Genomic DNA, 26,513 nt, shown 5'->3' on the forward strand with positions numbered 1-26,513 from the left:
ACCCTTCGATGAGTTCCGGTGACTCTCCTGGCGTGAGAGCCTGCGATCGGAGACCGGCCCGGCCCGTTGGTCAGACGCGCTGTTCCGAGGAGGCCAGCTCGAGAAGTCCCGTCCACGCGTCAAGCGACATGGTGACGACGGGTCCGGCGGTGGCCTTGGAGTCCCGGACGTGGACAGTGGCCTGACCGGTGGCGACCTCTACGCACTGGCCGCCCTCGGCTCCGCTGTAGCTGCTCTTGAACCAGGTGAGGCCGGAGGCGACGGTCGAGAACTCAGCGTTGTTCATGGCGATCCCAACAACCCTTCGATGAACTCCAACGACTCTCGCGGACTGAGAGCCTGTGATCGAATGATCCCATAGCGCGCGGCAGCGAGAACTGTCTCTTCGGGCTCGGTTTGCAGAGCGCTGGTTCCCTGAGCCTCACTGTACACAAACCTCTTCGCGTCCTTGCGCGTGATCACTGTGAACGCCCCGTCCACGCCTGCGTTGTCCTCGTGGTTGAGCGGCATGACCTGAATCCCGACGTTCCGTCTCTCGCTGGTCAGCATCAGGTGTTCCAACTGACCGCGGTTGACCGTCTTCCCTCCCCACGGGTGCCGCAGCGTCGCCTCTTCGAGTACGAAGCTCAGGAGTGGGAGCGGCCTGCGGCTGAAGATGTCCTGCCTGGCCAGACGTGCCGCCACACGTTGCTCGATGGTTTCCTGATCCAGGGGCGGGCATCGCATGGCGAGCACAGCCCTCATGCAATCCTCGGTCTGGAGCAGCCCGTTGATTACATGTGTGTCGTAGGCGAGCAGCTCAACGGCCTCCTTCTCCAAGGACGCCATCCCCTGGAAGAACGCCGGGTACTGGGCCCGCTCCACCTCCTCCTTCCACAGACACAGCAGGCCGCCCGCGCCCAGTACCTCGTCCGCCTGGTCGATCGTCCTCGGCGACGGGATCCTCCGCCCCTGCTCGAACGAGGCGACCGTCGCCGCCGAGTAGCCGATCCGGCTGCCGAACTCCGCCCGGTCCAGCCCTTCCCGAAGCCGCAGCGTCTTCATGGTCTGCCCGAACGCGGCGACCACGCCCTTCCCGGGGCAGTCCTCCGGCCGCCGCCCGCCACCGTCTCCGCCGCCCACCAGGGCGTCCGCCCCCGTACGCTCAGTCATCGAACACCGCCTCCTCGGCCCAACGCCCTCGCGAGGGACGCCGTCACGCCGCGCGCTTCGTACCCGTGGAGACACCGCGCGTACAGCCGGTCCGCGTCGGTGCGTCACCACTGGTCACGCTACGCCACCAACGGCATCGTGTTCGGCATGACGAACAATCCCGCCGATCTCACTCACGCCATCGAACGCGGCTCTCCCGCACCGTACTTGGCCCCCACCTCGCCGGACAGGCCATCGGCGGACCACACGTTCGAGATGCGCTTCACCTCCACGCCTCGCGGAGCCCGCCTCGCCCGCCGTCTCGTGGCCCACCGCCTCGACACCTGGGGCATCCCCTACGCCACCGGCGCCCACGACGTGATCGTGCTGATCGCCGCCGAACTGTCCGCGAACGCGGTGCTGCACGGCCATGTACCCGGTCGGGACTTCCACCTCCGCCTCCAGGTGAGGGCCGATTCCCGTACCACGACCGCACGTGTCGAGGTCACCGACACTCGCGCGGAGCGCGTCCCGCTGCGGCCGAAAGCGGCCGACCGGGTAGCCGACATCACCGAGTCGGGCCGGGGCCTGCTCCTGGTCGAGGGACTCGCCACCCGCTGGGACTGGCGCCCACGGGACGAGGGGCCGGGCAAGACGGTCTGGGCGGAGTACGAGTTCCCGGCGCTGACCGTACGTGGACGCTGAGCCGACTTGTGCAGCCGCCTGGTTCCCTGACGCGTCAACAGGCCGGAGCGCACCGGACGGGGTACGTACTCGTACTCGGTCGGCTCGGAACGACGAGGCGTCGCGTCCGGCAAGGGCGACGTACTTGACCCTGACTCACCCGAAAGTTTCGTACGTAGGTATCTCCCTTTCCCTTGCTAGTGGCGAGCACCCCTTGCTTGGTATTTGCTGATCTCGGCAACATAACCCCTGAGCTGCAACGACCTTCCCCACGCCAAACCTCCGGCGGAACCGAAGCTTTCGAAATATCTACCGAAAGTATTGACGCTCGACGCGTGCAGGCCAACACTCCGTGTCGAACCTCCCAGGTACTTCAGGGACCCCAGGAGAGGAAGCACCCGCATGAACGCACTCGTGCATCCCGGGAGCCGCAGACGCGGACTCGTCACGCTGCTCGTCAGGAGCGCGTGGGCCGTCGCGCTCGCCGCGCTGGCCGCGCTGATGCTGCCGGGCACCGCGCAGGCCGACACGGTCGTCACGACCAACCAGGAGGGCACCGACAACGGCTACTACTACTCGTTCTGGACCGACAGCCAGGGCACCGTCTCCATGAGCATGGGCTCCGGCGGCCAGTACAGCACCTCGTGGAGCAACACCGGCAACTTCGTGGCAGGCAAGGGCTGGAGCAACGGCGGGCGTCGGAGCGTGACGTACTCAGGCACCTTCAACCCGTCCGGCAACGCGTACCTGGCCCTCTACGGGTGGACGTTCGAACCCGCTCGTCGAGTACTACATCGTCGACAACTGGGGCACCTACCGGCCCACCGGCGACTTCAAGGGCACGGTGACCAGCGACGGCGGCACCTACGACATCTACAAGACGACCCGGTACAACGCCCCCTCCGTCGAGGGCACCCGCACCTTCGACCAGTACTGGAGCGTCCGGCAGTCGAAGCGGACCGGCGGCACCATCACCACCGGCAACCACTTCGACGCGTGGAGCCGCGCCGGAATGCCGCTGGGCAACTTCAGCTACTACATGATCCTGGCCACCGAGGGCTACCAGAGCAGCGGCAACTCCAACATCAACGTCGGCGGCACGGGCGGCGGCGACAGCGGCGGGGGAGGCGGTGGCGGCGGTTCCTGTGCCGCGACGCTGTCCGCCGGGCAGAGGTGGGACGACCGGTACAACCTCAACGTCTCGGTGAGCGGTTCGAGCAGTTGGACCGTGACGATGAACGTGCCGTCCCCGGCGAAGGTCCTTTCCACCTGGAACGTCAGCGCGAGTTATCCCAACGCGCAGACACTGACCGCCAAGCCGAACGGCAGCGGCAACAACTGGGGCGCCACCATCCAGGCCAACGGCAACTGGAACTGGCCCTCCGTCTCCTGCAGCGCGAGCTGACCCGGAACACCCCTGTGGCACGGCGGGTTCGGTCGCCGTGCCACAGGGGCAGGCGGCACGGCGCACAGCAACCCGGAGCGGGCTCTCTCAGGTGCTCAACGACCTCTCCGCCACCCGCGCCAGATGCCGCCCGAACACCTCCCGCGCCTCGGGCGTCAGCGTCCGCAGGGCGATCAGGGCCGTGATCACGACATCGCACAGTTCCGCCTCGACGTCGTCCCATGTGTGGCTGACGCCCTTGCGCGGGTTCTGGCCGGTCGCGCCGATCACCGCCTCGGCGACCTCGCCGACCTCCTCGGACAGCTTCAGCACGCGCAGCAGGAGGCCCTCCCTGCCGCCGAACGGCTGGTCCGCCTCCAGCCACTTCCACAGGTCGTCGATCGTGTTCCAGAGGCCGGCGGGTACGCCGTCGCGGTTGTCGCTCATGCCGAGCAGCGTGCCATGCCGGGCGAAGACGAGGTCAGTCGAACAGGGGTTCCTGGCGGTCCTCCGTCGCCCTCCGTACCCGCTTGTTGCGCGCGCCGACGATCACCGTCGTGGCCGCGGCCGTCACCGCGAGGGCGGCCGGGACCATCCAGGTCCGGTTGACCGCGTGGCCCAGCGCGTGGTCCAGGGAGAGGCGGCCGGGGCCCGAGACCGCGAGGCCGGCGGCCGTCAGACCGAGGGCCGCCGCGTACTCGTAGCCGCCGGACTGGGCGAAGAAGCCGTTCGGGGTGTGCACCGCCGCGGCGCCCGCCATCGCGCCGGCCGCTGCCGCCCCCGCGGCCGGGGTGGCCAGGCCCACGGCCAGCAGCACACCGCCGCCGGCCTCCGCGAGACCCGCCGCCGCGGCGCTGGTCCTGCCCGGCACATAGCCCATGGACTCCATGGCCTGGCCGGTCCCCTCGATCCCGCCGCCGCCGAACCAGCCGAGCAGTTTCTGCGCGCCGTGCGCGGCCAGCACGCCGCCGGTACCCAGTCGGAGCAGCAGCAGTCCCAGGTCACGCCGGTCATAACAGTTCACGTCGACTCCTCGCGGGCGGTGGCGGCTCATCTCCCCACCGTCGCCCTCCCGCGCCGCGCGGGCCCGTCACGGGCGCCGTTCGGGTGGCGGGAGCGCGGGGGCGGTGTGACGCTGGCCGGCATGACCATTCAGACCACGCGGCTGAGCGACCCGGCCGTCCGCAACTTCGTCGCCGCCGTCAACGCCCACGACCGCGAGGCCCTCCTCGCCCTGCTCGCGCCGGACGCCACCATGTCCGACGACGGCAACGACCGGGACCTCGCTCAGTGGATCGACCAGGAGATCTTCTCCTCCCACGGTCACATGGAGGTCGACAACGAGTCGAACGCCGGTCGCACCCTCATCGCCCGCTACCGCAACGACACCTGGGGCGAGATGCGCACCCGGTGGAGCTTCACCGTGGACGGGGAGGGGCGGATCGCGCGGTTCGAGACCGGGCAGGCCTAGCAGGCGGTACGGAGAGCGGACACACGGCAGCCGTCCAGCCCCACCGGCGTGCATCCCGCGATCCCACGCGGAATCCACCCCCTGCCGGCGCGGCGGAACGGCTGCCGCCTCCCCCCTCGGTGTGGCCCGCGGGTCGTTGCGGAAGACCAACGCCCCAAGTGTGAAGCTCTGGTGAAGGAGAGTTGAGCACATCTCCGCCGTCGGCCGCAACATCGTGGAACACCCGGGGGGAAACCGGCGGTGCCCGCGCGACCCCCTCAGCCGCGCCCCACGTACGGCATCGCCGTCGCCATGACCGTCACGAACTGCACGTTCGCCGCAAGCGGCAGCTCCGCCATGTGCCGCACCGTGCGCGCCACGTCGGCAACGTCCATCACCGGCTCGGGCGCCGTCTCCCCGTTGGCCTGGAGCGCGCCGGTCCTGATGCCCGCCGTCATGTCGGTCGCCGCGTTGCCGATGTCGATCTGGCCGACCGCGATGCCGTGGGGACGGCCGTCCAGCGACAGTGACTTGGTCAGGCCCGTCAGCGCGTGCTTGGTCGCCGTGTACGCCACCGAGTGCGGGCGCGGCGCGTGCGCCGCGATCGAGCCGTTGTTGATGATCCGGCCGCCCCGCGGGGCCTGTTCCTTCATCTGCCGGTACGCCGCCTGCGCGCACAGGAACGCCCCGTTGAGGTTGGTGTCCACCACGTGCCGCCAGGCGTCGTAGGGCAGTTCCTCCACCGGCACGCCGCCGGGGCCGAACGTCCCGGCGTTGTTGAACAGCAGGTCCAGCCGCCCGAAGTGCTCGCGCACGGCGGTGAACAGGGCTGCCACGTCCCCGGGTTGGGACACGTCGGCGCGGACGGGAAGCGCCGCGCCGTCCGCGCCGGCCAGTGCGGCCGTCTCCGCCAGGGGCTCGGGGCGCCGGCCGGCCAGGGCCACCGACCAGCCCGCGCCCAGCAGTTCCCGTGCGACCGCCCGACCGATGCCGGAACCGGCGCCCGTGACGAGGGCGATCCGCCGCGTGCCCTCCCCGCCGGTCCGTGCCGTGCCGGGCTGTTCCTCGTCGGCAGTTCTCTCGGTGTTCATGGGTCGGCAGCGTACGGGTCGCGGATCCTGCGGAACTCATCATTCCGACATGGTGTCGCCATGTCCGCGACAAGAGGCGGTCGTTCCCCGCCGGTCGAATGCCCCTTGCAGCCACCGCAAGGGGAGGAACGGATGACACCCGCGAACCACCAGGACCGGCCCCGGTCCCGGCCCGCGCACGCCCGCGAACTCCGCGCCGCCGCCCGGCATCCGGGCCGCCGTCGCTTCCTGACCGTCACCGGCGCCGCCGCCGCGCTCGCCTTCTCCGTGAACCTGCCGGCCGCCGGCACCGCGAGCGCCGCCGAACTGGACGCCGCTCAGCTCACCGAGGACCCCTTCACGCTCGGCATCGCCTCCGGCGACCCGCGGCCCGACTCCGTCCTGCTGTGGACGCGCCTGGCCCCCGCCCCGTACCAGGCCGACAGCGGACTGCCCGACCGGCGCGTCACCGTCGGCTGGGAACTGGCCCTCGACGAACGCTTCCGCCGCGTCGTCGGACGGGGCGAGGCCACCGCCCACCCCGAGTTCCACCACACCGTGCACGTCGAGGTCGGCCACCTCGAACCCGGCCGCGTCTACCACTACCGCTTCCGCGCCGGCCGCTGGATCAGCCCCGCAGGGCGCACCCGCACCGCGCCCGCCGAGCACAGCCAGGTCTCCGGCCTCACCTTCGGGCTGGTCTCCTGCCAGCGGTACGACCAGGGGTACTACACCGCGTACCGGCACCTGGCCCAGGAGGACGTGGACGTCGTCTTCCACCTCGGGGACTATCTGTACGAGTACGCCGTCAACAGCGTCGGCGGCGCCCGCGCCCACCCGGCGGGCACCCTGCCCGGCCTCTTCGACCACGAGACGGAGACCCTGGAGGACTACCGCCTGCGGTACGCCCTCTACAAGTCCGACCCCGACCTGCGGGCCGCGCACGCCGCGCACCCCTTCGTCGTCACCTGGGACGACCACGAGACCGAGAACAACTACGCCGACGACATCCCCGAGAACAACGTCCCGCCCGAGGAGTTCCTCATCCGCCGGGCCGCCGCCTACCGGGCCTACTGGGAGAACATGCCGCTGCGCAGGCCCCAGCTCCCCGACGGCCCGGATCTGCGCCTGTACCGGCGGCTGCACTGGGGGCGGCTGGCCCGGTTCGACGTGCTGGACACCCGCCAGTACCGCTCCGACCAGGCCTACGGCGACGGCTGGCAGTTCCCGGGACCGGAGTCCGAGGACCCCTCGCGCACGCTGACCGGGGACGCCCAGGAACGCTGGCTGATCAACGGCTGGCACCGCTCGGCCGCCCTGTGGAACGTGGTGCCCCAGCAGGTCACCTTCGCCCAGCGGTACAACTCCACCGACGTGCCGTCCCAGGTCTCCATGGACTCCTGGGACGGCTACCCGGCCTCCCGGGAACGCGTGCTGGCCGGCGCGCAGGCCGCCGGGGTCGAGAACCTGATGATCCTCACCGGCGACGTGCACGTGCACTACGGCTTCGACATCAAGCGCGACTTCTCCGACCCGGACTCCAGGACCCTGGGCACGGAGATCGTCACCAGCTCCATCAGCAGCGGCGGCAACGGTTCGGCGAAGCCGTCCAACTGGGACACCCTGATGGCCGCCAACCCGCACCTGCGGTTCTTCAACGGGCTGCGCGGCTACGTGACCGTCTCGCTCGGCCGCGAGCTGGCCCGCGCCGACTTCAAGACGGTGTCCCAGGTGACCACGCCGGGCGCGCCGCTCACGACCGCCGCGTCCTTCGTCACCGAGGTGGGGGAGCCGGGGCTCAAGCCGGTGTGACCACCGGCTCCCCGGGCCGGCCCGTGCCGCCGGTCCGGCCGGCTTCGCCGGTCTCGCCCGGGTAGCGGACGCCGACGCGGTCCCGGATCGCGTCGAGCGTCCGCATCACGGCGAGCGTGCCGTCGAGCGGGAGCAGCGGGGACTCGGTCTCCCCGGCGCGCAGCGCGCGCATCACCTCCCGGGCCTCGTGCTTGAGGCTGGCCCGGGGCCCGTCGGCCGGATCGGCCCGGAACTCCTCCGGGTCCCGGCCGTCCCGGTGCAGTACGAAGTGGTCCGGGAAGAAGAAGCCGTGCGGCACGTCGACGCGGCCCTCGGAGCCGGTGACGGAGGCGGAGTTGGGGGTGCCGCCGACGATGGAGCAGTGCACCGAAGCGAGAGCGCCGCTCTCGTAGGAGAGCAGTGCACCCGTCTGGAGATCGACGCCCTCGTCCGAGAGCACTGCTCGCGCCACGATGTCCGACGGCTCACCGAGCAGCAGTTGCGCGAACGACACCGGGTACACCCCCAGGTCGAGCAGGGCGCCGCCGCCCTGCGCCGGGTCCCGCAGCCGGTGCGCGGGCGGGAAGGGGCCCGCCAGCCCGAAGTCGGCCTGCACACTGCGCACCTCGCCGACCGCCCCGTCCGCCACCAGCGACTTCAGACGCCGCACCAGCGGATTGCAGTACATCCACATCGCTTCCATCAGGAAGCCGCCGCGCTCCCGGGCGAGCGCCACCAGCTCCGCCGCCTCGCGGGCGTTCAGCGTGAACGGCTTCTCGCACAGCACGTTCCGCCCCGCCTCCAGGCACAGTCCGGCGGCGGCCCGGTGCGCCGAGTGCGGGGTCGCGACGTACACCACGTCAACGTCCTCGTCCCGCGCCAGGCCCTCCCAGTCGCCGTACGCGCGGGGTATGCCGAACCGCTCCGCGAACGCCTTCGCCGACGCCTGCGTCCGCGAGGCCACCGCCACGACCTCCGCGTCCGGGAGATCGACCAGATCCGCCGTGAACGTGGCCGCCATCCCGCCGGTCGCCAGAATCCCCCAGCGCACCTTCCGTCCGGTCACCGCCGACACCCCGCCCCCACCCTCGCTCAGGTTCGTTCAAGTCCGTACGAGCTGAGAGCATAGGTGCCGGATCCGTCGAAGAGGGAGGGGCACATGCCCGAGCGCGGGCCGTCCATACCGCACGAGTCACCGGACATGAACACCGCACCGGACATCACACTGAAGACCTCGCAGTCGAAGGCATTGCAGTCGAAGGCCTCGCAGCCGGACATTCCCCGGCCGGACATCCCCCAGCCGAACATCCCGGAGTCGGACATCCCGCAGCCGAGAGCCCCGCGGCCGAGGGCCCCGCAACCGAAGACGCCGACGCCCGCGCGGGCGGCCGGACCGGAGACGGGAACGGCCGTCCGCGCGCCGCGCGCCACCCGCCGCACCGGCCTGCTCGTCACCCTCATCCTCGGCGGCCTGACCGCCACCCCGCCGCTGGCCATGGACATGTACCTCCCCTCGCTCCCGGAGGTCACCCGGTCCCTGAACGCGCCCGCCGCGACCGTCCAGCTCACCCTCACCGCGTGCCTCGCCGGCATGGCCCTCGGCCAGCTCGTGGTCGGACCGATGAGCGACAAGTGGGGCCGCCGCCGCCCGCTGCTGAGCGGCCTCGCCGTCTACGTCGTCGCCACCGCCCTGTGCGCGCTCGCCCCCAACGTCGAGACCCTCGTCGCCTTCCGGCTGGCCCAGGGACTCGCGGGCGCCGCCGCGATCGTCATCGCCCGTGCCGTCGTCCGCGACCTGTACGACGGTGTGGCCATGGCCCGCTTCTTCTCCACCCTCATGCTGATCTCCGGGGTCGCCCCGATCGTCGCGCCGCTCATCGGCGGGCAGGTCCTGCGCGTGACGGACTGGCGGGGCGTGTTCGTCGTACTCGCCGTGGTCGGGACGGTGCTGGGCGGCATCGTCTGGGCCAGGCTGCCCGAGACGCTGCCGGCCGCGGAACGGCACGCGGGGGGCGTCGGCGACACCCTGCGCGCCATGCGCGGCCTGCTCGCCGACCGCGCCTTCACCGGGTACATGCTCGCGGGCGGCTTCACCTTCGCCGCGCTGTTCGCCTACATCTCGGCGTCCCCGTTCGTCGTCCAGGAGATCTACGGCGCCTCCCCGCAGACGTTCAGCCTGCTGTTCGGCCTCAACTCGATCGGGCTGATCATCGTCGGGCAGGTCAACGGCAAGATCCTGGTCGGACGGGTCCGCCTTGACCGGGTGCTGGGGCTCGGCCTCCTCATCGTCATCGCCGCCGCGACCGCCCTGCTGCTGATGACCCTGGGCGTCTTCGGCGAGGTCGGACTGGTGCCGGTCGCCGCCGGGCTGTTCGTGCTGATGTCCGCGATGGGTATCAGCATGCCCAACACCCAGGCCCTCGCCCTGATGCGGGTCACCAAGTCCGCCGGCTCCGCCTCCGCGCTGCTCGGCACGTCCTCCTTCCTCATCGGCGCCGTCGCCTCCCCGCTGGTCGGGATCGCGGGGGAGGACACCGCCCTGCCGATGGCCGTCGTCCAACTGGTCGCGGCGCTGGTGGCGCTCGCCTGCCTCGTGGGGCTGTGCCGCCCGTCGGGCGGACCCACGGCACAGCGGGCCGCCGGGCCCGCGGCCGCGGAAGGAGAAGGGAACTGAGCACCCCGAGACTGCGCAGCGACACCCCGGAGCGCGCCGGACTCGACCCCGAGCAGCTCCGCCGTGTCGTCGCGGAGGTGCACGACCTCACCACCGGCGAGCGGCCCTGGGCGGCCGGCGCCGTCGTGGCCGTCGGGCGCGGACCCGTGCTCGCCGTCGAGGAGGCGGCGGGCTGGGCCGTGCGCTACTCCTCCTACGACCCGCGCGCCGACCGGGGCGTGGAACTGCCGCCGGGCTCCCGGGTGCCGATGACCGTGCAGACGCCCTTCGACCTGGCGTCCCTGACCAAGCTGTTCACGTCGGTCGCCGCCGTGCAGCAGATCGAGCGGGGCACGCTCGGCATCGACGCACAGGTCGGCGCCTACCTGCCGGACTTCCGGGCCGCCGCCGCGCATCGCGTCACCGTGCGGCAACTGCTCACCCACACCTCCGGGCTGCGGCCCGAACTCCCGCTGTACGACTGCGCCGACGACGAGGAACGGCTGCGGCGGCTGCGCGCGGAGCCGCCCGTGGGAGTGCCGGGCACCTACTGCTACTCCGACCTGAACATGCTGCTCCTCCAGCAGGTCCTTGAGCGCATCACCGGGCGCGGGCTCGATGTCCTCGTGCACGACGGGATCACCCGGCCGCTGGGCATGACCGCGACGCGCTTCGGGCCCTGCCCTGGCGCGGCGGCCACGGAGGACCAGCGGCGGCCCTGGGCCAGGGCGGACCGGGGGATGCTGCGGGGGGTCGTCCACGACGAGAACGCCTGGGCGCTGGGCGGGGTGGCCGGTCACGCGGGGCTGTTCTCCACGGCGCGGGACCTCGCGGTCTTCTGCCGCGCGCTGCTCGCGGGCGGCTCGTACGGGCCGGCCCGCATCCTCGGGCCCGACTTCGTGGAACTGCTGCTGGCCGAGCCGGGGCTCGGGTTCGCCCTCGACCAGCCCTGGTTCATGGGCGAGCTGGCGGGGCGGGGGGCGGCGGGGCACACGGGCTTCACCGGCACGATGCTCGTCCTCGACCGGGTGACGGACACGTTCGTGGTCCTCCTCGCCAACACGGTCCACCCGCGCCGCCGCGCCCCGACCAACGGGCCGCGGGCGGCGCTGGGGACGTGGGTGGCGCGGGCCGTACGGGGGGCCTCCGGCGGTTGAGGGGTTGGGCGCGGGGTGCCCGCGCGGCGCCGGGCCGGGGCGGTCCGCCCCGGACGGCGCCCCTACAATCGGTGGGTGAACGTCGCCGCCGACCCCCTGCGTGCCGCCCTTGCCGGGCTTGTGGACGGGCTGCCCGCGCGGCAGGCCGCGCAGGCCGTGGAGCGGCTGATCGCGAACTACCGGGGGGACACCCCGACCGCCGCCCCCATCCTCCGGGACCGCGCCGAACGTCGTGGCCTACGCCGCCTACCGCATGCCCGCGACCTTCGCGGCGGTGCGTTCGGCGCTGGCCGCGTTCGCGCAGGCCGTGCCGGGGTGGGTGCCCGGGAGCCATGTCGACGTGGGCGGCGGGACCGGCGCCGCGACCTGGGCCGTCAGCGACACCTGGGACGGCGGCCGTCCGGTGACCGTGCTCGACTGGGCCGAGCCCGCGCTCGCCCTCGGCCGGGAGATCGCCGCCTCGAATCCCGCCCTGCGCGATGTCCGCTGGCAGCGCTCTCGGATCGGAGCGGCGCTCACAGTGGAGAGCACTGATCTCGTGACCGTCTCCTACGTGCTCAACGAGCTGACCGGTTCCGACCGCGCCGCCCTCGTCGACACCGTGGCCGGCGCCGCGCGGGCCGTCGTGATCGTGGAGGCCGGCACCCCCGCCGGCCACGCCCGCGTCATCGAGGCCCGCGACCGGCTGACCGCCGCCGGGTTCCGGGTGGCCGCCCCCTGTCCGCACAGTGCCGCCTGCCCCATCGTCCCCGGCACGGACTGGTGCCACTTCGCGGCCCGGGTCAGCCGTTCCTCCCTGCACCGCCAGGTCAAGAGCGGGTCCCTCGCCTACGAGGACGAGAAGTTCAGCTACGTCGCCGCCACCCGGCTCCCGGTCTCCCCGGCCCCCTCCCGGGTCGTCAGGCGTCCGCAGATCCGCAAGGGCCAGGTCCTGCTCGACCTGTGCGAACCGGACGAACGGCTCGACCGCCGCACGGTCACCAAGCGCCACGGCGACCTGTACCGGACGGCCCGCGACACGGCCTGGGGCGACGCGTGGCCCCCGGGCGGCACCGCCTGACGGCCGGTCCGCCGGCCGAGTAGGGTCGTCGGCGGCCCGACAACCCCGAAAGTGGACCTCCCCCGTGGACCGTGAAGTACACCGCGACCTGCGGATCGTGATCGCCGAGGACGACCCGCTGCTGCGCGAGGGACTCGCCCTGCTGCTGCGCGCGGAGGGCCTGGAGGTGGTGGCCACCGCGGACTGCGCCGAAGGCGTGCTGCGGGCCGTCGAGGAGCACGAGCCCGACGTGGCCGTCCTGGACGTACGGATGCCGCCCACCCACACCGACGAGGGCGTCCGCGCGGCCGTCGAGGCCCGGCTGCGCCGCCCCGGCCTCGCCGTCCTGGTGCTGTCCGCGTATGTCGAGCAGTCCTTCGCCACCGACCTGCTGACCGGCGGGGTGAGCGGCCTCGGCTATCTGCTCAAGGAACGCGTCGGCCGGGTCGAGGAGTTCATGGACGCGCTGCGCCGGGTCGCGGCCGGGGGCACCGCCATCGACCCGGAGGTCGTGGCGCAGTTGTTCACCCGGACCCGGAAGGACACCCGCCTGGAACGCCTCAGCCCCCGCGAGCGCGAGGTGCTCGCCCTGATGGCCGAGGGCCTGGGCAACGGCGCCATCGCCGAACGGCTCGTCGTCACCGACGGCGCGGTCCACAAGCACATCCGCAGCATCTTCGCCAAGCTCGACCTGTCCCCGGCCGACCAGGCCGACCGGCGGGTGGCGGCCGTCCTGCGCTATCTGGAGAACGTGCGGGCGCGGCACCGCTGACCGGCGCCGTACGGCCCGCCGCCCTCCCGGCGAGACGTGGCGTCTTGTCAACCTGGTAGATTCGAGGCATGGCCGCTCAGAGATCCACCCCCGCCGCCGAGAGGCCGCAGCCCGACGCCAACCGTCGCAGCCAGCGGTCCCGCCAGGCCATCTACGACGCCGCACTCGCCCTGGTCGGCGAGGTCGGCTACCCCAGGACCACCATCGAGGGCATCGCCGCCCGCGCGGGCGTCGGCAAGCAGACGATCTACCGCTGGTGGTCCTCGAAGGCGGAGGTCCTGCTGGAGGCCTTCCTCGACCTCGGCGACCGGGCCACCCGCGCCCAGGGGCAGCGGGTGCCGTACGCCGTCCCGGACACCGGCGACCTCGCCGCCGACCTCAAGGCCGTACTGCGCGCCACCGTCGACCAGCTCTACGACCCGAGCTTCGAGGTGCCCTCCCGGGCCCTGGCCGCCGAGGGCCTCGTCAACGAGCAGCTCGGCCGCGAGGTCGTCGCCAGGCTCCTGGAGCCCTCGCTCCAGCTCCACGCCGACCGGCTGCGCGCCGCCCAGGAGGCCGGCCAGGTGCGGCCGGAGATCGACCCGCGCATCGCGCTGGAACTCTTCGTCTCGCCGCTCGCCCAGCGCTGGCTCCAGCACACGGGCCCGGTCTCCTACGCGTACACGGACACGCTCGTCGAATACGCGCTGTACGGCCTCGCTCCCCGATGACCAGGGGAGTTTGTCCCTTCGCGACCCCGAAGCGCGAAATGGTGCGACCATAGGGCATGCTGGTGCGCAGGACGGCGAGGCGAGGGGATAGATGAGCGCGGAGTTCGGCGGTCGCGGTGGACTGCAGGTCAAACTCTCCTCGTGGCTGCGCGGACGCCGCCCCAAAGAGGCCGCCGGTGACGGGGGCCGGGAGGATCTGCTGCTCGCCGCCGCCGGTGCCGGACTGCCCCTGGCGCCCGCCGCGCACCCGGCCGGATACCGCTGCTCCTGCGACCGCGTCGGCTGTCCCACCCCCGCCCGGCATCCGGTGTCCTTCGCCTGGCAGACGCAGTCCACCACCGACCGCGCGCAGATCGAGCGCTGGGCCCGGCACCAGCCCGAGGCCAACTTCATCACCGCGACCGGCATGGTGCACGACGTGCTCGACGTGCCCCTCCAGGCCGGTCGCGAGGCGCTTGAGCGGCTGCTCGGCGCCGGTGTCGAGGTCGGCCCGGTCGCCGAGAGCGACGACGGCCGCATGCTGCTGTTCACCCTCACCCGCGGCACCCCCGAGGACGAGGACGAGTGGTGGCCCTGCGAGCTGGACTGCCATCCCGAGACGATGGACGAGCACCCCGGCCTGCGCTGGCACTGCCGCGGCTCCTACGTCCTCGTACCCCCCGCCCGCCTGCCCGGCGAGCACCGGACGGTGTACTGGGTACGCGGCCCCGAGCATCCGCTGCCCGACCCGCTGACGCTGCTGGAGACCCTCACCGACGCCTGCGCCCGGCACACCGGCGAGGAGAGCGACCAGGAGGGCGCGGCCTGGCCCTCGCGCCGCTGAACGGACGTGGCGCCGAAGGCCGTTACTCGCCCTTGCCCGAGGTCAGACCCTGGACCCGCCCCAGGATCGACACCTGCCCGCTGCCCGGACCTTCCGCCGGGTCGAGCGCGATCTCGTTGGAGACGAACTCCATCGTCAGCGACTGCTTGATCTCGCCGTCCGTCAGCGCCAGCACGTCCCGGTTCGGCGTCGGCACGGAAGCGCCCCGCGCGGCGGTCTGCTTCTCGTAGTGCCGCGTGGTGAAGAACACCATCGCCCCGCCGTCCTTCGTGCGCAGCGCCAGCGGCGCGTAGTCGCCGTTCGTCAGCGGCTCGTCGACGTACTGGGTGACCAGACCCGGGCGGATCGCCCGCTTCTCGCGCGACTGGCGCCACGAGCTGGTGTGGACGCCGTCCGCGAAGGTCTTCCCGCCGCCGCGCAGATACGCCGTGTAGTCCTTGCTCAGATCGGCGGGCGGGACGGCCAGGCCGGCGGAGTTGGCGGGAACGGCCTCGGCCCAGCCGTCCGCGTCGGTCTTGAACTCGGGCACCTTGCCGGGCGCGACCAGCGTCAGATACGCCACCTGCCAGGTCTCATCGAGGCCGTCCCGGGTGAAGGCCAGCAACCAGCGTGCGTCGCCGCCCTTGTTGGCCCTGGTGTCCGCGACGAACCAGCGCGGCCAGCCGGCCTTCTTCGGGATGGTGAACTTCGCGTCCGTCAGCTCCAGCGGCGTGTGCGTCGGGTTGCCGTCCGGGTTGTTGGCCCGGCCCGCCTTCAGCCGCGCCGAGTCGATGGCGGCCAGGGCGCCGGTGGTGTGGTCGGCGTCCAGGGAGGGGTCGTACGCCTTGTCGGCCGCGTTGTAGGCGGAGGTGAAACGTTCGAGCGCCTTCGCGGCCTCGGCCCGGTCGGTCGCGGGGAGCACCTCGCGCTCGCCGTGCACCACCACGCATCCACCCGCCGTCAGCGACAAGGCGGTCGCCGAGGCCGCCAGCAGCGCGCTCCGGCCGAGCCCGCGGGGCCTTCGAGTGCCGCGATCCCTGCTCATCAGGTTCCTTCACCTTCCCCTTCCCGGAGGCGAACCCTACCGGGACGGGGCGCCGTTCGAACGCCTGGACCGGGTACAGCGGCCACACCGTGACCTCACCCGCCGCGGCCCGGCCGGCGGGGTGTCAGGGTTCGCGGTGCGGGACGACCAGTATCGCGCCCGTGCGCGGGTGCGGGAGCACCTCCACCGGCTGGTCGTAGACCTCGGACAGCAGCTCCTCCGAGAAGACCTCCGCCGGTGGTCCGTCGGCAGCGATCCGGCCGCCTCGCAGGATCGCGACCCGGTCCGCGTACGCCGCCGCCAGCGCCAGGTCGTGCAGGACGACGACCACCGCGTCCCCGGCCCGCGCCCGCTCCCGGCACAGCCGCAGCACCAGTTCCTGGTGCCGCAGGTCCAGCGCCGCGGTCGGCTCGTCGAGCAGCAGCAGCGGGACGCGCTGGGCGAGTACCCGGGCCAGCGCGACCCGGGCCCGCTCGCCGCCGCTGAGCGCGGAGAACGGCCGCCCGGTGAAACCCGTCACCTCCGTGCGCGCCATCGCGTCGGCCACGGCGGCGTCGTCCTCGTCCTCCAGGTCGCTGCCCGCCCACGGCGCCCGGCCCATCCGGACGACCTCCTCCACCGGGAACGGGAAGGACAGCGACGCCGACTGGGGCAGCACGGCCCGGCGCAGCGAGAGTTCGGGCGCGGACCACTCACCGACCGGGCGGCCGTGGACGCGTACCACCCCCTCCGCGGCCGGGACATCGGCCGCCAGGGCGCCCAACAGGGTGGACTTGCCCGCACCGTTGGGGCCGACCAGGGCGAGCACCTCGCCCGCGCGGACACTGACGCGGACGCCGTCGAGGACCGGCCGCGCGCCCAGGTGCACCCGCAGCCCGTCGGTCTCGGCGAGGACCTCACCGGGTGCGGGCGGGGGCGGCGGCACCGGACGGGGCGGCACCAGCCGCAGCAGCCCCAGCCCCCGGCCGGCCTTCGCGGCCGTCGTACTCCTCATGCCCAACCCCCTTGCCTGCGCCGGGTGCGGCGCAGCAGCCAGAAGAAGAACGGGCTGCCCAGCAGCGCCGTCAGCACCCCGAGCGGCAGCTCGGCGGGTTCCGCGACCGTGCGCGCCGCCAGGTCGGCGGCGAGCAGCACGAGCGCGCCGAGCAGCGCGCTGCCCGGGATCAGGAAGCGGTGCCCGGGACCCGCCAGCATCCGCAGCAGATGCGGGACGACGAGCCCCACGAAGCTGATGACACCGGCCACGCTCACGGCCGCCGCGGTCAGCAGCGCGATCACCAGCACCAGCACGACCCGCAGCCGCTCCACGTCCACGCCCAGATGCCGGGCCGGGCGTTCGCCGAGCGCGAGCAGGTCGAGACGGCGGGCGTACAGCGGGGCCACGCCCAGACCGATCGCCGCGCAGGGCAGCACCGCGAGCACCTTCGGCCAGGTCGCCTGGGCGAGCGAGCCCAACTGCCAGAAGGTGATCTGGTTGACCGCCGCCGTGTCCGCGAAGAACAGGAACAGCCCGATCAGCGCGCCCGCGAAGGCGTTCACCGCGATGCCCGTGAGGATCAGCGTGACGACCTCGGTCCGGCCGCCCGAGCGGGACATCGCGTACACCACCAGGACCGTGATCAGGCCGGAGACGAACGCGAAGACGGACACCGTCCAGTTGCCGAGGAAGTTCAGGCCGAAGGCGATGGCGGCGACCGCGCCGACCGCCGCGCCCGAGGAGACGCCGATGACGCCGGGCTCGGCGAGCGGGTTGCCGAACACACCCTGCATCAGCGCGCCCGCGCAGCCCAGCGAGGCGCCGACGAGCAGGGCGAGGACGATCCGCGGGAACCGCACGTTCCACAGCACCGAGTCGGCCACCCGGTCCAGCTCCGTGCCGCCGAGCCCCACCCGGTGCAGCAGCGAGCCGAGCACGTCGCCGACCGGGATCGGGTAGGCGCCGGTGCCGGCCGCGACCGGGATCAGCACCAGCAGGCCGGCGACGAGGGCGGCGGTCAGCAGCCAGGCGGTGCTGCGCCGCACACGCGGCGGCGCCGCCTCGGCCGGCTCCCGCCGCACGGGCTTGTCCAGTACGGTCACCGCGCGCCGTCCGAGCCGTACAGCTGCGCCACGACCGACTTGAGCACCTGGTCGGTGCGCGGGCCGTAGTTGAGGAGCACGCCGTCCTCGACGGAGACGATCCGGCGGTCCATGCCGGCCGGGGTCTGGGCGACGCCGGGGATCTTCACCAGCCCGTCGACGCCGCCGACGGACTCAAGTCCCTTGCTCATGACGAGGATCGCGTCGGGCGCCGCCTTGACGAGCGCCTCGCTGGTGATGGGCGTGAAGTCCTTGTTCAGCCCCGAGGCGGCCCCGGCGTCCACCGCCCCGGCCGCCTCGATCAGCGAACCGGCGCCCGAGTTCTTGCCGCCGATCAGATAGACGGAGGCGGAGCCGCGCAGGTAGAGGAAGGCCACCCGCGGCTTCTCGTCGTGCGGAACGTCCTTGCGGGCGGCGGCGATCCGCTCCTCGGAGCGCTTCGTGAGTTCCTTCCCGGCCGCCGGTACGCCGAGCGCGTCGGAGACCGCCCGGATGCGCGGGCCCACGTCGTCCAGGCCCGCCGCCGCCTTGACGAACAGCACCGGCACCCCGGCGGCGCGGATCTGGTCCATGGCCTCCTTCGGGCCTGTGGTCGTCTCGGCGATCACCAGGTCGGGCTTGAGCGACAGCACGCTCTCCGCGGAGACGTCGTGGCCCCGGGTGACGGTGGGGAGCTTCGCCGCCTGCTCGAAGGTGGCGGTGACGTCCCGGGCGACCACCCGGTCGCCGAGCCCGAGCGTGAAGACGATCTCGCTGAGGCTGCCGGACAACGGGACGATGCGCTCGGCCTGTTCGATCGTCACCCGCTTCCCGTCGGCGGAGGGGACGGTCACGGGAAGCCTGGGCTCGGGTCTCTTCGCGAGTGGTTCGACGCGGTTGTCGATCTGCTGTTCCGCGGTGGCCCCCGGGTCGGCTCCGGCGTCGGACGCGGCCTCGGAGGAGCCTCCGCATCCGGTGGCGGTCGCGGTGAGGGCGAGCACGGACAACAGTGCTCCCGCCAGTCGGTTTCGCAAGCGTTGCACGGTTGTGTCCGTTCCTTTCCGTCGACTGCCATTATCAGCCGACTAAAGCTTAGGTTAGCCTTACCTCCAATTGCTACCGGCCCCCGATCCGGAGGACTTCGCATGCCCGCCCGTCTTCGCACCCTGGTCACCGTGCTGTGCGCGGCGGTCCTCGGGGCCCTCCTCCCCGTGACCGCCGCCCATGCCGAGAGCCGGACCGTGCAGGGTGGTCGGCTCGACTGGGGCATCAAGTCGTCGTTCCAGAGCTATGTCACCGGCCCTATCGCGAACGGGAGTTACTCGCTTACCGGAGGAGCGGCCACCGTCGGCGGCAGCGCATTCCGCTTCCACTCGGCGACCGGCGCCTACGACGGCGACACGGGTGCCTTCCGGGCCGCCTTCTCGGGCGGCGTGCACTTCCTCGGCCACCGATCGAGCGCCGGCGCCTACCAGCTCGACCTCACCATCAGCCGTCCCACCGTGAGCATCTCCGGTTCCACCGGCACGCTCTTCGTGGACATCGTCAGCAAGGCGAAGGACAGCGGGGCGGTCACGACGTCCAGTCAGGTGCCCTTCGCCTCCCTCTCCCTCGGCGGGATCGACATGAGGGGCGCCGGCAACTCGGTGGCCCTCAACAACCTTCCCGCCACCCTCACCGCCCAGGGCGCCCAGTCCTTCGCCGGGTACTACACCGCCGGTACCGCGCTCGACCCGGTGAGCCTGTCCGCGGACATCCAGGCCGCGGCGCCCCCGCAGCAGAAGCAGCCGTCGAGCACGCCCACCACGGCCGACAAGTCGCCGAAGCCCGGGAAGACCTCGAACGGCGCGATCAAGGACGGCGCCGTCGACTGGGGCGTGCGCCGCACCTTCCGCGAGTACGTCACCGGCGACATCGCCAACGGCAAGTGGACCCTGACCGCCGGTGCCCAGGACGGCGGCGCCCTCTTCCGCTTCCCCGGCGGCGAGGGCACCTACGAGGGGGGCGACCTCACCGCCGCCTTCGAGGGCGCCGTACGCTTCACCGGCGCCCACGGTCTCGACCTGAGCCTCAGCGGGGTCCGGGCCACCGTCAAGGACGGCAGGGGCACGCTGTACGCCGATGTGACGAGCCCGGACCTCAAGGACAAGAGGGTGCCCCTGATCACCTTCACCGCCAAGAACCTGAAGCCGGCCGCCGGTCTGGTGAAGGTGACCGAGGCGCCCGCCAAGCTCACCGCGCGCGGCGCCAAGGCCTTCGGCGACATGTACCAGCCGGGCACCGAGATGGACCCGGTGTCGCTGGCCGTCGCCCTCACCGCCGACGCCAAGCTGCCCGCCCTGCCCGACCTGGGCAGCGAGCCCACGGCGAGCGCGAGCCCGCAGCCGACGCAGTCGGCGCGGGCGAAGGCCGAGACCTCGGCCGAACCCGTCGCGAGCAGCAGCGACGACGACTTCCCCGTCCTTCCCGTCTCTCTCGGAGCCGGCGCCCTGGTGCTGGCGGCGGCGGCCTTCACGGCCGTCGCCGTCCGCAGGCGCCGCTCCCGGCCCGCCACGTCCTCCTCGGACGAGGGCTGAACCCACGACAACGGGCCGCCCACGGCGGCCCATCACCCAAGGAGAACCGAGCCATGCCCGTCAGACGACGCCGCTCCACCGCCTTCGCCGCCGCCGTGGCCACGGCCGCCGCGCTCGGCGCGACCGCCCTCGCCACGGTCGGCGCCAGCACCGCCTCGGCGGCCGACATCCCGCTCAAGGACTACGAGCTGACGTGGGGCATCAAGCAGTCGTACCGCACCTACGTCGGCATGTTCGGCGGCTTCACCGCGTCGGACGGCGCCACGCAGGCCGCCGGCAACGGCGTCTTCACCTTCGGCAACGGCACCGGCACCTACGACAGCACGGGACACACCGTCGCCCTCGCCTTCCAGGGCCAACTGGTGAGCGCGTCCGCGGCGCACGGCTTCGAGATCACGTTCACCGACGTGCGGTTCGACAGCAAGGCCGGCGAGATCACCGCCGACGTGAAGAAGGTCGACACCTCCGGGGGCACCCCCAAGACCACGGAGGGCGACAACGTCACGCTCGCCACGGTCGACGTGACCCGTGAGATGACGGACATGCCGACCACCCTCACCGCGGAGGCGGGGGAGTACCTCGGCAGCGCCTCCTACGCGGGCGCCGCGGGCGACCCGCTGACGGTGGTGCAGAAGACGCCGCCGACCACCGAGCCCACCTCGGAGCCGACCTCCGAGCCGACGTCGGAGCCCACCTCCGAGCCGTCCACCGGCACGTCCACCGAGCCGGGTTCGCCGGAGCCGACCGGCACGCAGACCACTCCCGGCACGCCGGGCACCAAGGACCCGAGCCCCACCGCGAGCACGAGCGCCTCGCCGTCCGGCCCCGCCACCCCGGCCCCCGCCAAGGGCGAGATCGCCGACGGCACCCTCGGCTGGGGCGTGAAGGAGTCCTTCCGCTCGTACGTCGTCGGCCCGATAGCCAACGGCAAGATCAGTGTCTCGGGCGGGGCCACCCAGGCCGCCGCCAACGGCGCGTTCACCTTCAAGGGCGCCACCGGCACCTACGACACGGACGCCGACAAGCTCACCGCCTCCTTCCAGGGTGCCGTGAACTTCAAGGGCCACGAGGAGAACGGCGAGTACGGCCTCGACCTGACCCTGAGCAACTTCAAGGCGACCCTCGACGGCGGCGCGGGCAAGCTGACCGCGGACGTGGACAGCCTCGGCGAGCAGACCAAGGGCGTGGCCCTGGCCGACCTGAAGGCCAAGTCCGCCGACCTGACCGCCGAGAAGAACGTCATCACGGTCGACGGCGTCGCCGCCACGCTCACCGAGGCCGGCGCGAAGGCCTTCGGCGGCTTCTACCAGGCCGGCACGGCACTCGACACCGTCGACCTGGCGGTGGCGCTGAGCGACGACGCGCAGCTGCCCGGCGGCGGCACGGGCACGTCCGGCGGCACGGGCGGCACCGGCGGCTCGGGCACCACGGGCGGCACCGGCGGCATCTCCGGTTCGACGATCGGCGGCGCCGGTTCGACCACGGGCGGCGGGATCGGCGGCGGCAGCCTCGCCTCCACCGGTGCGGGCATCCCGGGCCCGGCCCTGGGCGCGGCGGCCGGTGTCGCCGTCGCGATCGGCGCGGGCGCGGTCTACGCGGCCCGCAAGCGGCGCACCCAGGCGTAGTCCGGCACGGGCCGGGGCGGCCCACCCCGACCGTCCGTGCGAACGGACGGTCGGGGTACGGGCATTCGGAGACCGCTCCCGGCTGCCCGTGGCCGCCCCGGCACAGGCGTGCACGGACGCGCGCGCCGCCCTCGCGGTGCTTGAATGCCCCGGTGACTGACTACGACGTACTGCGTGTCTTCTGCGCGCCGAACGGCGGATACGGCAACGAACTGGGCGTCGTCCGGGACGGTTCCGTACTGCCGGACCCCGCCCGGCGGCAGGAGTTCGCCGCGAAACTCGGCTTCAGCGAGACCGTGTTCGTCGACGACCCCGAGCGCGGCGTCGTCGACATCTACACACCCACCCTGCGGCTGCCCTTCGCCGGGCACCCCTGCGTCGGCACGGCCTGGCTGCTCGACGTGCCCGAACTCGTCGTCCCGGCCGGGGTGATGGGCGCCCGGCTGGACGGGGAGTTCAGCTGGATCGAGGCCCGCCCCGAGTGGGCCCCGCCGCGCACCCTGCGCCAGTACGCCTGCGTCGCCGAGGTCGACGACCTGGCGGTGCCGCCCAAGGGGGAGTGGATCTACGCGTGGGCGTGGGAGGACGAGGCCGCGGGGCGGGTGCGGGCGCGTGCCTTCCCCGGCCGCGACGACGGCATCGACGAGGACGAGGCGACGGGGGCCGCGGCGCTGCTGCTGACCGGGCTGCTGGGCCGCGCCCTCAACATCGCGCAGGGGACCGGCTCACAGATCCTCACGGCCCCGCAGCCCGAGGGCTGGATCGAGATCGGCGGGCGGGTACGCCTGGAGCGGTGACGGCGACCGCCACCGCTCCTCGGACCGACCCGCCGCGCGGGCCGGTTCAGGCCGACAGCGGGAACTCCTCGCCCAGGCCCCGGAAGATCGCCGTGTTCAGGGCGAAGGCACGCTTGCACTCGGCGACGATCCGCTGCTTCTCCAGGTCGTCCGCGCGGATGCCGTCCAGCAGTTCGCGGTACTCGCGCTTGAACGCGGCCGGGTTGGTGATCCCCTCGAAGACGTAGAAGCGGACGCCGTCGCCCTTCTTGGCGAAGCCCCACGTCCGCTCCGCCTTGTCGCGGATGATCTGACCGCCCGACAGGTCGCCGAGGTAGCGCGTGTAGTGGTGGGCGACATACCCGGCGGGCCACTCGTCGGCGCACTCGCGCACCCGGGCGGCGTACTCCTCGGTCGCGGGCAGGGCGGTCAGCCCGGTGCGCCAGCCGGGGCCGCGCAGATGCGCCAGGTCCCGCTCCAGCGAGGCCAGCCGGAGCAGTTCGGGCCGGATGAAGGGGCCGGCCACCGGATCCGACGCCAGGTGTTCGGTGCCGGCCTCCAGTGCCTCGTAGACGAACCACAGCTGCTCGGTGTAGCGCGCGTACGCGTCGACGCCGAGCCGGCCGCCGAGCAGGTCGCTCATGAAGGTGGAGGTCTCCGCCTCCACGTGCTGCTCGTGGGAGGCCGTGCGGATGAGGGTCGAGAAGGAGTCCATGGGGCCGATTTTCTATGGTTAGGCTTGCCTAAGTCAATGCTTTTCCCGACTGGTCGTCGGTAAAGTTTCCGACACTCTGTCGGCAAGACAATACCCCGGCCGGACCCCGGGCGCGCCCCCATGGCGCCGAGAGCGCACGCGAAAGCCCGCCCTCCGAGGAGAGCGGGCTCGGGGCGGGGGGCGGTCTCAGGGCAGCGTCAGGATCTCCGCCCCCGAGTCCGTCACCACCAGGGTGTGCTCGAACTGCGCGGTCCGCCTGCGGTCCTTCGTCACGACCGTCCAGCCGTCGTCCCACATGTCGTACTCGTGCGTGCCCAGCGTCAGCATCGGCTCGATCGTGAAGGTCATCCCGGGCTGGATGACGGTCGTCGCGTGCGGGCTGTCGTAGTGCGGGACGATGAGGCCCGAGTGGAACGACGAGTTGATCCCGTGGCCGGTGAAGTCCCGCACCACCCCGTACCCGAACCGCTTCGCGTACGACTCGATGACCCGGCCGATGATGTTGATCTGCCGGCCCGGCCTGACCGCCTTGATCGCGCGGGCCAGCGCCTCGCGGGTCCGCTCGACCAGCAGCCGGCTCTCCTCGTCCACGTCGCCGACCAGGTAGGTCGCGTTGTTGTCGCCGTGCACGCCGCCGATGTACGCCGTCACGTCGAGATTGACGATGTCGCCGTCGCGCAGCACGGTGGAGTCGGGAATGCCGTGGCAGATGACCTCGTTGACCGAGCTGCACAGGGACTTGGGGAAACCGCGGTAGCCGAGGGTGGAGGGGTAGGCGCCGTGGTCGCACATGTACGCGTGCGCCACCCGGTCCAGCTCGTCCGTGGTCACGCCGGGCGCGATGAGCTTCGCGGCCTCCTCCATCGCCCGCGCCGCGATCCGCCCGGCCACGCGCATCGCCTCGATCGTCTCGGGCGTCTGCACCTCCGGTCCGGTGTAGGGCGTCGGCGCGGGTTTGCCGACGTACTCGGGTCGGCGGATGTTTCCGGGCACGGAGCGGGTGGGAGACAGCTCCCCTGGTACGAGCAGCGACTGGCCAGACATGTCAGCGAGTCTAACCAGCGGGCATACGAGATCATGTCCCTGGCGAAAGGAGCCGGTCATGGCCCTGTTCAAGAAGCGCACGGTGGGAAAGCCGGGCGAGTGGTACTACTGCCTGGAGCACCAGAAGGTCGAGGAGGGGCCGGAGTGCCCGGCCAAGGACCGCTTCGGTCCGTACGCCACCCGCGCGGAGGCCGAGCACGCGATGCAGACCGCCCGCGAGCGCAACCTCCGGTGGGAGAACGACCCCAAGTGGCACGACGCCCCGGCGGACCGCCCCGACGAGGACTGAGGCCGGCCCCGGAGGCCGGCTCCGGGCGGGCGCCCGGTGTCCGGGTCACCAGCCCGACGGAGGCGGGGCCGTCAGGTGGTCGGCCAGGCGGGAGAGGCGGGCGCGCAGGCGGTGGCGGCCCCGGGGCGGCGGCACCGCGTTCTCCCCGGCCGCCGCGCCGACCAGGTGCTGCACCGTGTCCAGGTCCAGCTCCGCGCCGTCCGGCACGGTCAGCGTCTCGTGCGCCATCGCCGCCAACTCCCGCTCGCCCGGCGCCCGGTCGGTGCCCAGCGACAGCACCGTCGCACCGGCCCGGCGGGCGTCGTGCACCCGCTCAAGGAGCGGGGCGCCGGGGTCGTCCGGCGTCACCACGAGCAGCGTCTCGCCGCGCCGGGCCGCCGCCAGCCGACCGAGCCCCACCGCCAGATGCGCCGGGTCCGAGGGACGCGCGCCGTGCCGTACCAGCGTCGGGGCCAGCTCCGGCGTCCCCGACCAGGCCGCCTCGTCCACCAGGTGCGCCGCCAGATGCCAGGGCTCGTGCTCGGCGGTGCCCACCAGCAGCAGACCGCCCCCGTGCCCGACCACCGACCCCCGCAGCGCCCCCGCGAACCTCCGGGTGGCCCCCAGCCACTCGGTCCCGGCGAGCACTTCCCGCAGCAGCGCGACCCGTACGGCGTCCATACGACCGCATCCTGCCGCAATCCGGGCCCCGGGGTCCGGCGTTCGCGCCCGGTTCACCCGCCCCGGCGATGCCCCTCCCACCGGGTGGGACCCGTGCTGCCGCGGTGACCGGGGCGGACGTATGGTCTGCCCATGACCTCTACCGACAGTGCTGCGCAGAAGGCCCCCGCCAAGGACCCCTGGGACCTGCCCGACGTGTCCGGGCTCGTCGTCGGCGTGCTCGGCGGCACCGGCCCCCAGGGCAAGGGCCTCGCCTACCGCCTCGCCAGGGCCGGCCAGAAGGTGATCATCGGCTCGCGCGCCGCCGAGCGCGCCGGGGCCGCCGCCGAGGAGCTGGGCCACGGTGTCGAGGGCGCCGACAACGCCGAGACCGCCCGCCGCAGCGACGTCGTGATCGTCGCCGTACCGTGGGAGGGCCACGGCAAGACCCTGGAGTCGCTGCGCGAGGAACTGGCCGGCAAGCTCGTCGTCGACTGCGTCAACCCGCTCGGCTTCGACAAGAAGGGCGCCTACGCCCTCAAGCCCGAGGAGGGCAGCGCCGCCGAGCAGGCCGCCGCGCTGCTGCCGGACAGCCGGGTCGCCGCCGCCTTCCACCACCTCTCGGCGGTGCTGCTCCAGGACCCGGAGATCGACGAGATCGACACCGATGTGATGGTGCTGGGCGAGGAGCGCGCCGACGTGGAGATCGTGCAGGCCCTCGCCGGCCGCATCGCCGGCATGCGCGGCGTCTTCGCCGGACGGCTGCGCAACGCGCACCAGGTCGAGTCGCTGGTCGCCAACCTGATCTCCGTCAACCGCCGCTACAAGGCACACGCCGGGCTCCGCGTCACGGACGTATGAGGCGATGGGGGACACTGGTGCCCACCAGTGTCCCCCCGACAGGAGCCCGCATCATGCCCCGCCTCGCCCGCTACGCCCTGGCCGTCTGCCTCCTCGCCGTGGCCGCCGCCGTCGTCTCCTTCGTGCGGGGCAGCGTGCTGATCGGCGTCGTGTGGGTGCTGCTGGCGGGGCTGTCGTCCAACATGTGCTGGTACTACGTCAAGCGCGGCCGGGACGCCCGGCGGGAGTCCGTCGCGGGCTGA

The 26,513-nt window shown here is 72.6% G+C and carries 27 protein-coding genes and 3 pseudogenes; 16 read left to right on the plus strand and 14 right to left on the minus strand.

What is annotated here, in order from left to right:
- Positions 1-70: 70 nt before the first annotated feature.
- Together AC4IHM_RS23635 and AC4IHM_RS23640 are read right to left on the minus strand one after the other, a co-directional pair.
- A complete protein-coding gene (locus AC4IHM_RS23635) occupies positions 71-286 on the minus strand; it encodes a DUF397 domain-containing protein (RefSeq protein WP_490869007.1) in 216 nt (71 codons plus the stop codon).
- Positions 283-1,152 (minus strand): helix-turn-helix domain-containing protein, encoded by an 870-nt coding sequence (locus AC4IHM_RS23640; RefSeq protein ID WP_490869008.1) that lies wholly within the window; start codon positions 1,150-1,152, stop codon positions 283-285. The genes AC4IHM_RS23635 and AC4IHM_RS23640 overlap by 4 nt, the downstream gene beginning before the upstream one ends.
- A gap of 147 nt (positions 1,153-1,299) precedes the next feature.
- Between AC4IHM_RS23640 and AC4IHM_RS23645 the strand changes: the two genes are divergently transcribed.
- Both AC4IHM_RS23645 and AC4IHM_RS23650 read left to right on the plus strand, forming a co-directional pair.
- A complete protein-coding gene (locus AC4IHM_RS23645; RefSeq protein WP_490869009.1) occupies positions 1,300-1,836 on the plus strand; it encodes an ATP-binding protein in 537 nt (178 codons plus the stop codon).
- A 381-nt stretch (positions 1,837-2,217) separates the two neighbouring features.
- Positions 2,218-3,220, plus strand: a pseudogene (locus AC4IHM_RS23650) (glycoside hydrolase family 11 protein).
- 87 nt (positions 3,221-3,307) lie between these two features.
- Here the strand turns inward: AC4IHM_RS23650 and AC4IHM_RS23655 are convergent.
- Together AC4IHM_RS23655 and AC4IHM_RS23660 are read right to left on the minus strand one after the other, a co-directional pair.
- On the minus strand, positions 3,308-3,646 hold the full coding sequence (locus AC4IHM_RS23655; RefSeq protein ID WP_490869010.1) for a MazG-like family protein: 339 nt from the start codon (positions 3,644-3,646) through the stop codon (positions 3,308-3,310).
- 34 nt (positions 3,647-3,680) lie between these two features.
- Positions 3,681-4,223 (minus strand): DoxX family membrane protein, encoded by a 543-nt coding sequence (locus AC4IHM_RS23660; protein ID WP_490869011.1) that lies wholly within the window; start codon positions 4,221-4,223, stop codon positions 3,681-3,683.
- Positions 4,224-4,343: 120 nt separating this feature from the next.
- On the opposite strand from AC4IHM_RS23660, the gene AC4IHM_RS23665 reads away from it, so the two are divergent.
- Positions 4,344-4,670: a nuclear transport factor 2 family protein gene (locus AC4IHM_RS23665; protein ID WP_490869012.1), complete on the plus strand. Its 327-nt coding sequence runs from the start codon at positions 4,344-4,346 to the stop codon at positions 4,668-4,670.
- Between the two features lie 257 nt (positions 4,671-4,927).
- On the opposite strand, the gene AC4IHM_RS23670 is transcribed toward AC4IHM_RS23665, so the two are convergent.
- Entirely contained in the window at positions 4,928-5,740 is an 813-nt protein-coding gene (locus AC4IHM_RS23670; protein WP_490869013.1) for an SDR family oxidoreductase, read from the minus strand.
- A 132-nt stretch (positions 5,741-5,872) separates the two neighbouring features.
- Between AC4IHM_RS23670 and AC4IHM_RS23675 the strand changes: the two genes are divergently transcribed.
- The gene (locus AC4IHM_RS23675) at positions 5,873-7,531 is read left to right on the plus strand and encodes an alkaline phosphatase D family protein (RefSeq protein WP_490869014.1); all 1,659 of its coding nucleotides are present in this window, start codon (positions 5,873-5,875) and stop codon (positions 7,529-7,531) included.
- Here AC4IHM_RS23675 and AC4IHM_RS23680 read toward each other — a convergent pair.
- A complete protein-coding gene (locus AC4IHM_RS23680; protein WP_490869015.1) occupies positions 7,518-8,576 on the minus strand; it encodes a Gfo/Idh/MocA family protein in 1,059 nt (352 codons plus the stop codon). The genes AC4IHM_RS23675 and AC4IHM_RS23680 overlap by 14 nt on opposite strands.
- A 93-nt stretch (positions 8,577-8,669) precedes the next feature.
- On the opposite strand from AC4IHM_RS23680, the gene AC4IHM_RS23685 reads away from it, so the two are divergent.
- The 6 genes and pseudogenes from AC4IHM_RS23685 to AC4IHM_RS23710 all read left to right on the plus strand — a co-directional run bounded on the left by AC4IHM_RS23685 (position 8,670) and on the right by AC4IHM_RS23710 (position 14,664).
- Entirely contained in the window at positions 8,670-10,184 is a 1,515-nt protein-coding gene (locus AC4IHM_RS23685) for a multidrug effflux MFS transporter (protein WP_490869016.1), read from the plus strand.
- Between the two features lie 77 nt (positions 10,185-10,261).
- Positions 10,262-11,320: a serine hydrolase domain-containing protein gene (locus AC4IHM_RS23690; protein WP_490869017.1), complete on the plus strand. Its 1,059-nt coding sequence runs from the start codon at positions 10,262-10,264 to the stop codon at positions 11,318-11,320.
- Positions 11,321-11,395: 75 nt separating this feature from the next.
- Positions 11,396-12,380 (plus strand): annotated as a pseudogene (locus tag AC4IHM_RS23695) (small ribosomal subunit Rsm22 family protein).
- Positions 12,381-12,468: 88 nt separating this feature from the next.
- Positions 12,469-13,131: a response regulator gene (locus AC4IHM_RS23700; RefSeq protein ID WP_490870914.1), complete on the plus strand. Its 663-nt coding sequence runs from the start codon at positions 12,469-12,471 to the stop codon at positions 13,129-13,131.
- A gap of 68 nt (positions 13,132-13,199) precedes the next feature.
- Positions 13,200-13,841 (plus strand): TetR/AcrR family transcriptional regulator, encoded by a 642-nt coding sequence (locus AC4IHM_RS23705; protein WP_490869018.1) that lies wholly within the window; start codon positions 13,200-13,202, stop codon positions 13,839-13,841.
- Between the two features lie 91 nt (positions 13,842-13,932).
- Positions 13,933-14,664 carry a bifunctional DNA primase/polymerase gene (locus tag AC4IHM_RS23710; protein WP_490869019.1) on the plus strand — a complete coding sequence of 244 codons (732 nt, stop codon included), beginning with the start codon at positions 13,933-13,935 and terminating at the stop codon, positions 14,662-14,664.
- Between the two features lie 22 nt (positions 14,665-14,686).
- Here AC4IHM_RS23710 and AC4IHM_RS23715 read toward each other — a convergent pair whose 3' ends face one another.
- The 5 genes and pseudogenes from AC4IHM_RS23715 to AC4IHM_RS23735 form a co-directional block, all read right to left on the minus strand.
- Positions 14,687-15,688 (minus strand): SCO2278 family lipoprotein, encoded by a 1,002-nt coding sequence (locus tag AC4IHM_RS23715; protein ID WP_490869020.1) that lies wholly within the window; start codon positions 15,686-15,688, stop codon positions 14,687-14,689.
- Positions 15,651-15,785 (minus strand): annotated as a pseudogene (locus AC4IHM_RS23720) (iron transporter); the annotation flags it as partial. The pseudogene AC4IHM_RS23720 and the gene AC4IHM_RS23715, both read right to left, overlap by 38 nt.
- Before the next feature lie 27 nt (positions 15,786-15,812).
- Positions 15,813-16,682 carry a heme ABC transporter ATP-binding protein gene (locus tag AC4IHM_RS23725; protein WP_490869021.1) on the minus strand — a complete coding sequence of 290 codons (870 nt, stop codon included), beginning with the start codon at positions 16,680-16,682 and terminating at the stop codon, positions 15,813-15,815.
- Positions 16,679-17,767 (minus strand): FecCD family ABC transporter permease, encoded by a 1,089-nt coding sequence (locus AC4IHM_RS23730; RefSeq protein ID WP_490869022.1) that lies wholly within the window; start codon positions 17,765-17,767, stop codon positions 16,679-16,681. Before AC4IHM_RS23730 ends, AC4IHM_RS23725 begins: the two co-directional genes overlap by 4 nt.
- The gene (locus AC4IHM_RS23735; RefSeq protein ID WP_490869023.1) at positions 17,764-18,789 is read right to left on the minus strand and encodes a heme/hemin ABC transporter substrate-binding protein; all 1,026 of its coding nucleotides are present in this window, start codon (positions 18,787-18,789) and stop codon (positions 17,764-17,766) included. Before AC4IHM_RS23735 ends, AC4IHM_RS23730 begins: the two co-directional genes overlap by 4 nt.
- A gap of 102 nt (positions 18,790-18,891) precedes the next feature.
- Between AC4IHM_RS23735 and AC4IHM_RS23740 the strand changes: the two genes are divergently transcribed.
- The 3 genes from AC4IHM_RS23740 (at position 18,892) to AC4IHM_RS23750 (ending at position 22,744) form a co-directional block, all read left to right on the plus strand.
- Positions 18,892-20,322, plus strand: a complete 1,431-nt coding sequence (locus AC4IHM_RS23740) for an HtaA domain-containing protein (protein ID WP_490869024.1) — start codon at positions 18,892-18,894, stop codon at positions 20,320-20,322.
- A 53-nt stretch (positions 20,323-20,375) separates the two neighbouring features.
- On the plus strand, positions 20,376-21,947 hold the full coding sequence (locus AC4IHM_RS23745; protein WP_490869025.1) for an HtaA domain-containing protein: 1,572 nt from the start codon (positions 20,376-20,378) through the stop codon (positions 21,945-21,947).
- 152 nt (positions 21,948-22,099) lie between these two features.
- Complete coding sequence (locus tag AC4IHM_RS23750) at positions 22,100-22,744, plus strand: PhzF family phenazine biosynthesis protein (RefSeq protein ID WP_490869026.1); 645 nt, start codon at positions 22,100-22,102, stop codon at positions 22,742-22,744.
- Positions 22,745-22,790: 46 nt separating this feature from the next.
- Here the strand turns inward: AC4IHM_RS23750 and AC4IHM_RS23755 are convergent, their stop codons facing one another.
- Both AC4IHM_RS23755 and map read right to left on the minus strand, forming a co-directional pair.
- A complete protein-coding gene (locus AC4IHM_RS23755) occupies positions 22,791-23,438 on the minus strand; it encodes a biliverdin-producing heme oxygenase (protein ID WP_490869027.1) in 648 nt (215 codons plus the stop codon).
- Between the two features lie 186 nt (positions 23,439-23,624).
- Positions 23,625-24,482 (minus strand): type I methionyl aminopeptidase, encoded by an 858-nt coding sequence (gene map / locus AC4IHM_RS23760; RefSeq protein ID WP_490869028.1) that lies wholly within the window; start codon positions 24,480-24,482, stop codon positions 23,625-23,627.
- A 58-nt stretch (positions 24,483-24,540) separates the two neighbouring features.
- Between map and AC4IHM_RS23765 the strand changes: the two genes are divergently transcribed.
- Positions 24,541-24,771 (plus strand): hypothetical protein, encoded by a 231-nt coding sequence (locus AC4IHM_RS23765; protein WP_490869029.1) that lies wholly within the window; start codon positions 24,541-24,543, stop codon positions 24,769-24,771.
- 45 nt (positions 24,772-24,816) lie between these two features.
- Here the strand turns inward: AC4IHM_RS23765 and AC4IHM_RS23770 are convergent, their stop codons facing one another.
- Positions 24,817-25,431: a hypothetical protein gene (locus AC4IHM_RS23770; RefSeq protein ID WP_490869030.1), complete on the minus strand. Its 615-nt coding sequence runs from the start codon at positions 25,429-25,431 to the stop codon at positions 24,817-24,819.
- Positions 25,432-25,563: 132 nt separating this feature from the next.
- Between AC4IHM_RS23770 and npdG the strand changes: the two genes are divergently transcribed.
- Together npdG and AC4IHM_RS23780 are read left to right on the plus strand one after the other, a co-directional pair.
- The gene (npdG, locus tag AC4IHM_RS23775; RefSeq protein ID WP_490869031.1) at positions 25,564-26,271 is read left to right on the plus strand and encodes an NADPH-dependent F420 reductase; all 708 of its coding nucleotides are present in this window, start codon (positions 25,564-25,566) and stop codon (positions 26,269-26,271) included.
- Between the two features lie 53 nt (positions 26,272-26,324).
- A complete protein-coding gene (locus AC4IHM_RS23780; RefSeq protein ID WP_490869032.1) occupies positions 26,325-26,513 on the plus strand; it encodes a hypothetical protein in 189 nt (62 codons plus the stop codon).

It is taken from the genome of Streptomyces sp. SL06 (genome assembly GCF_058244745.1).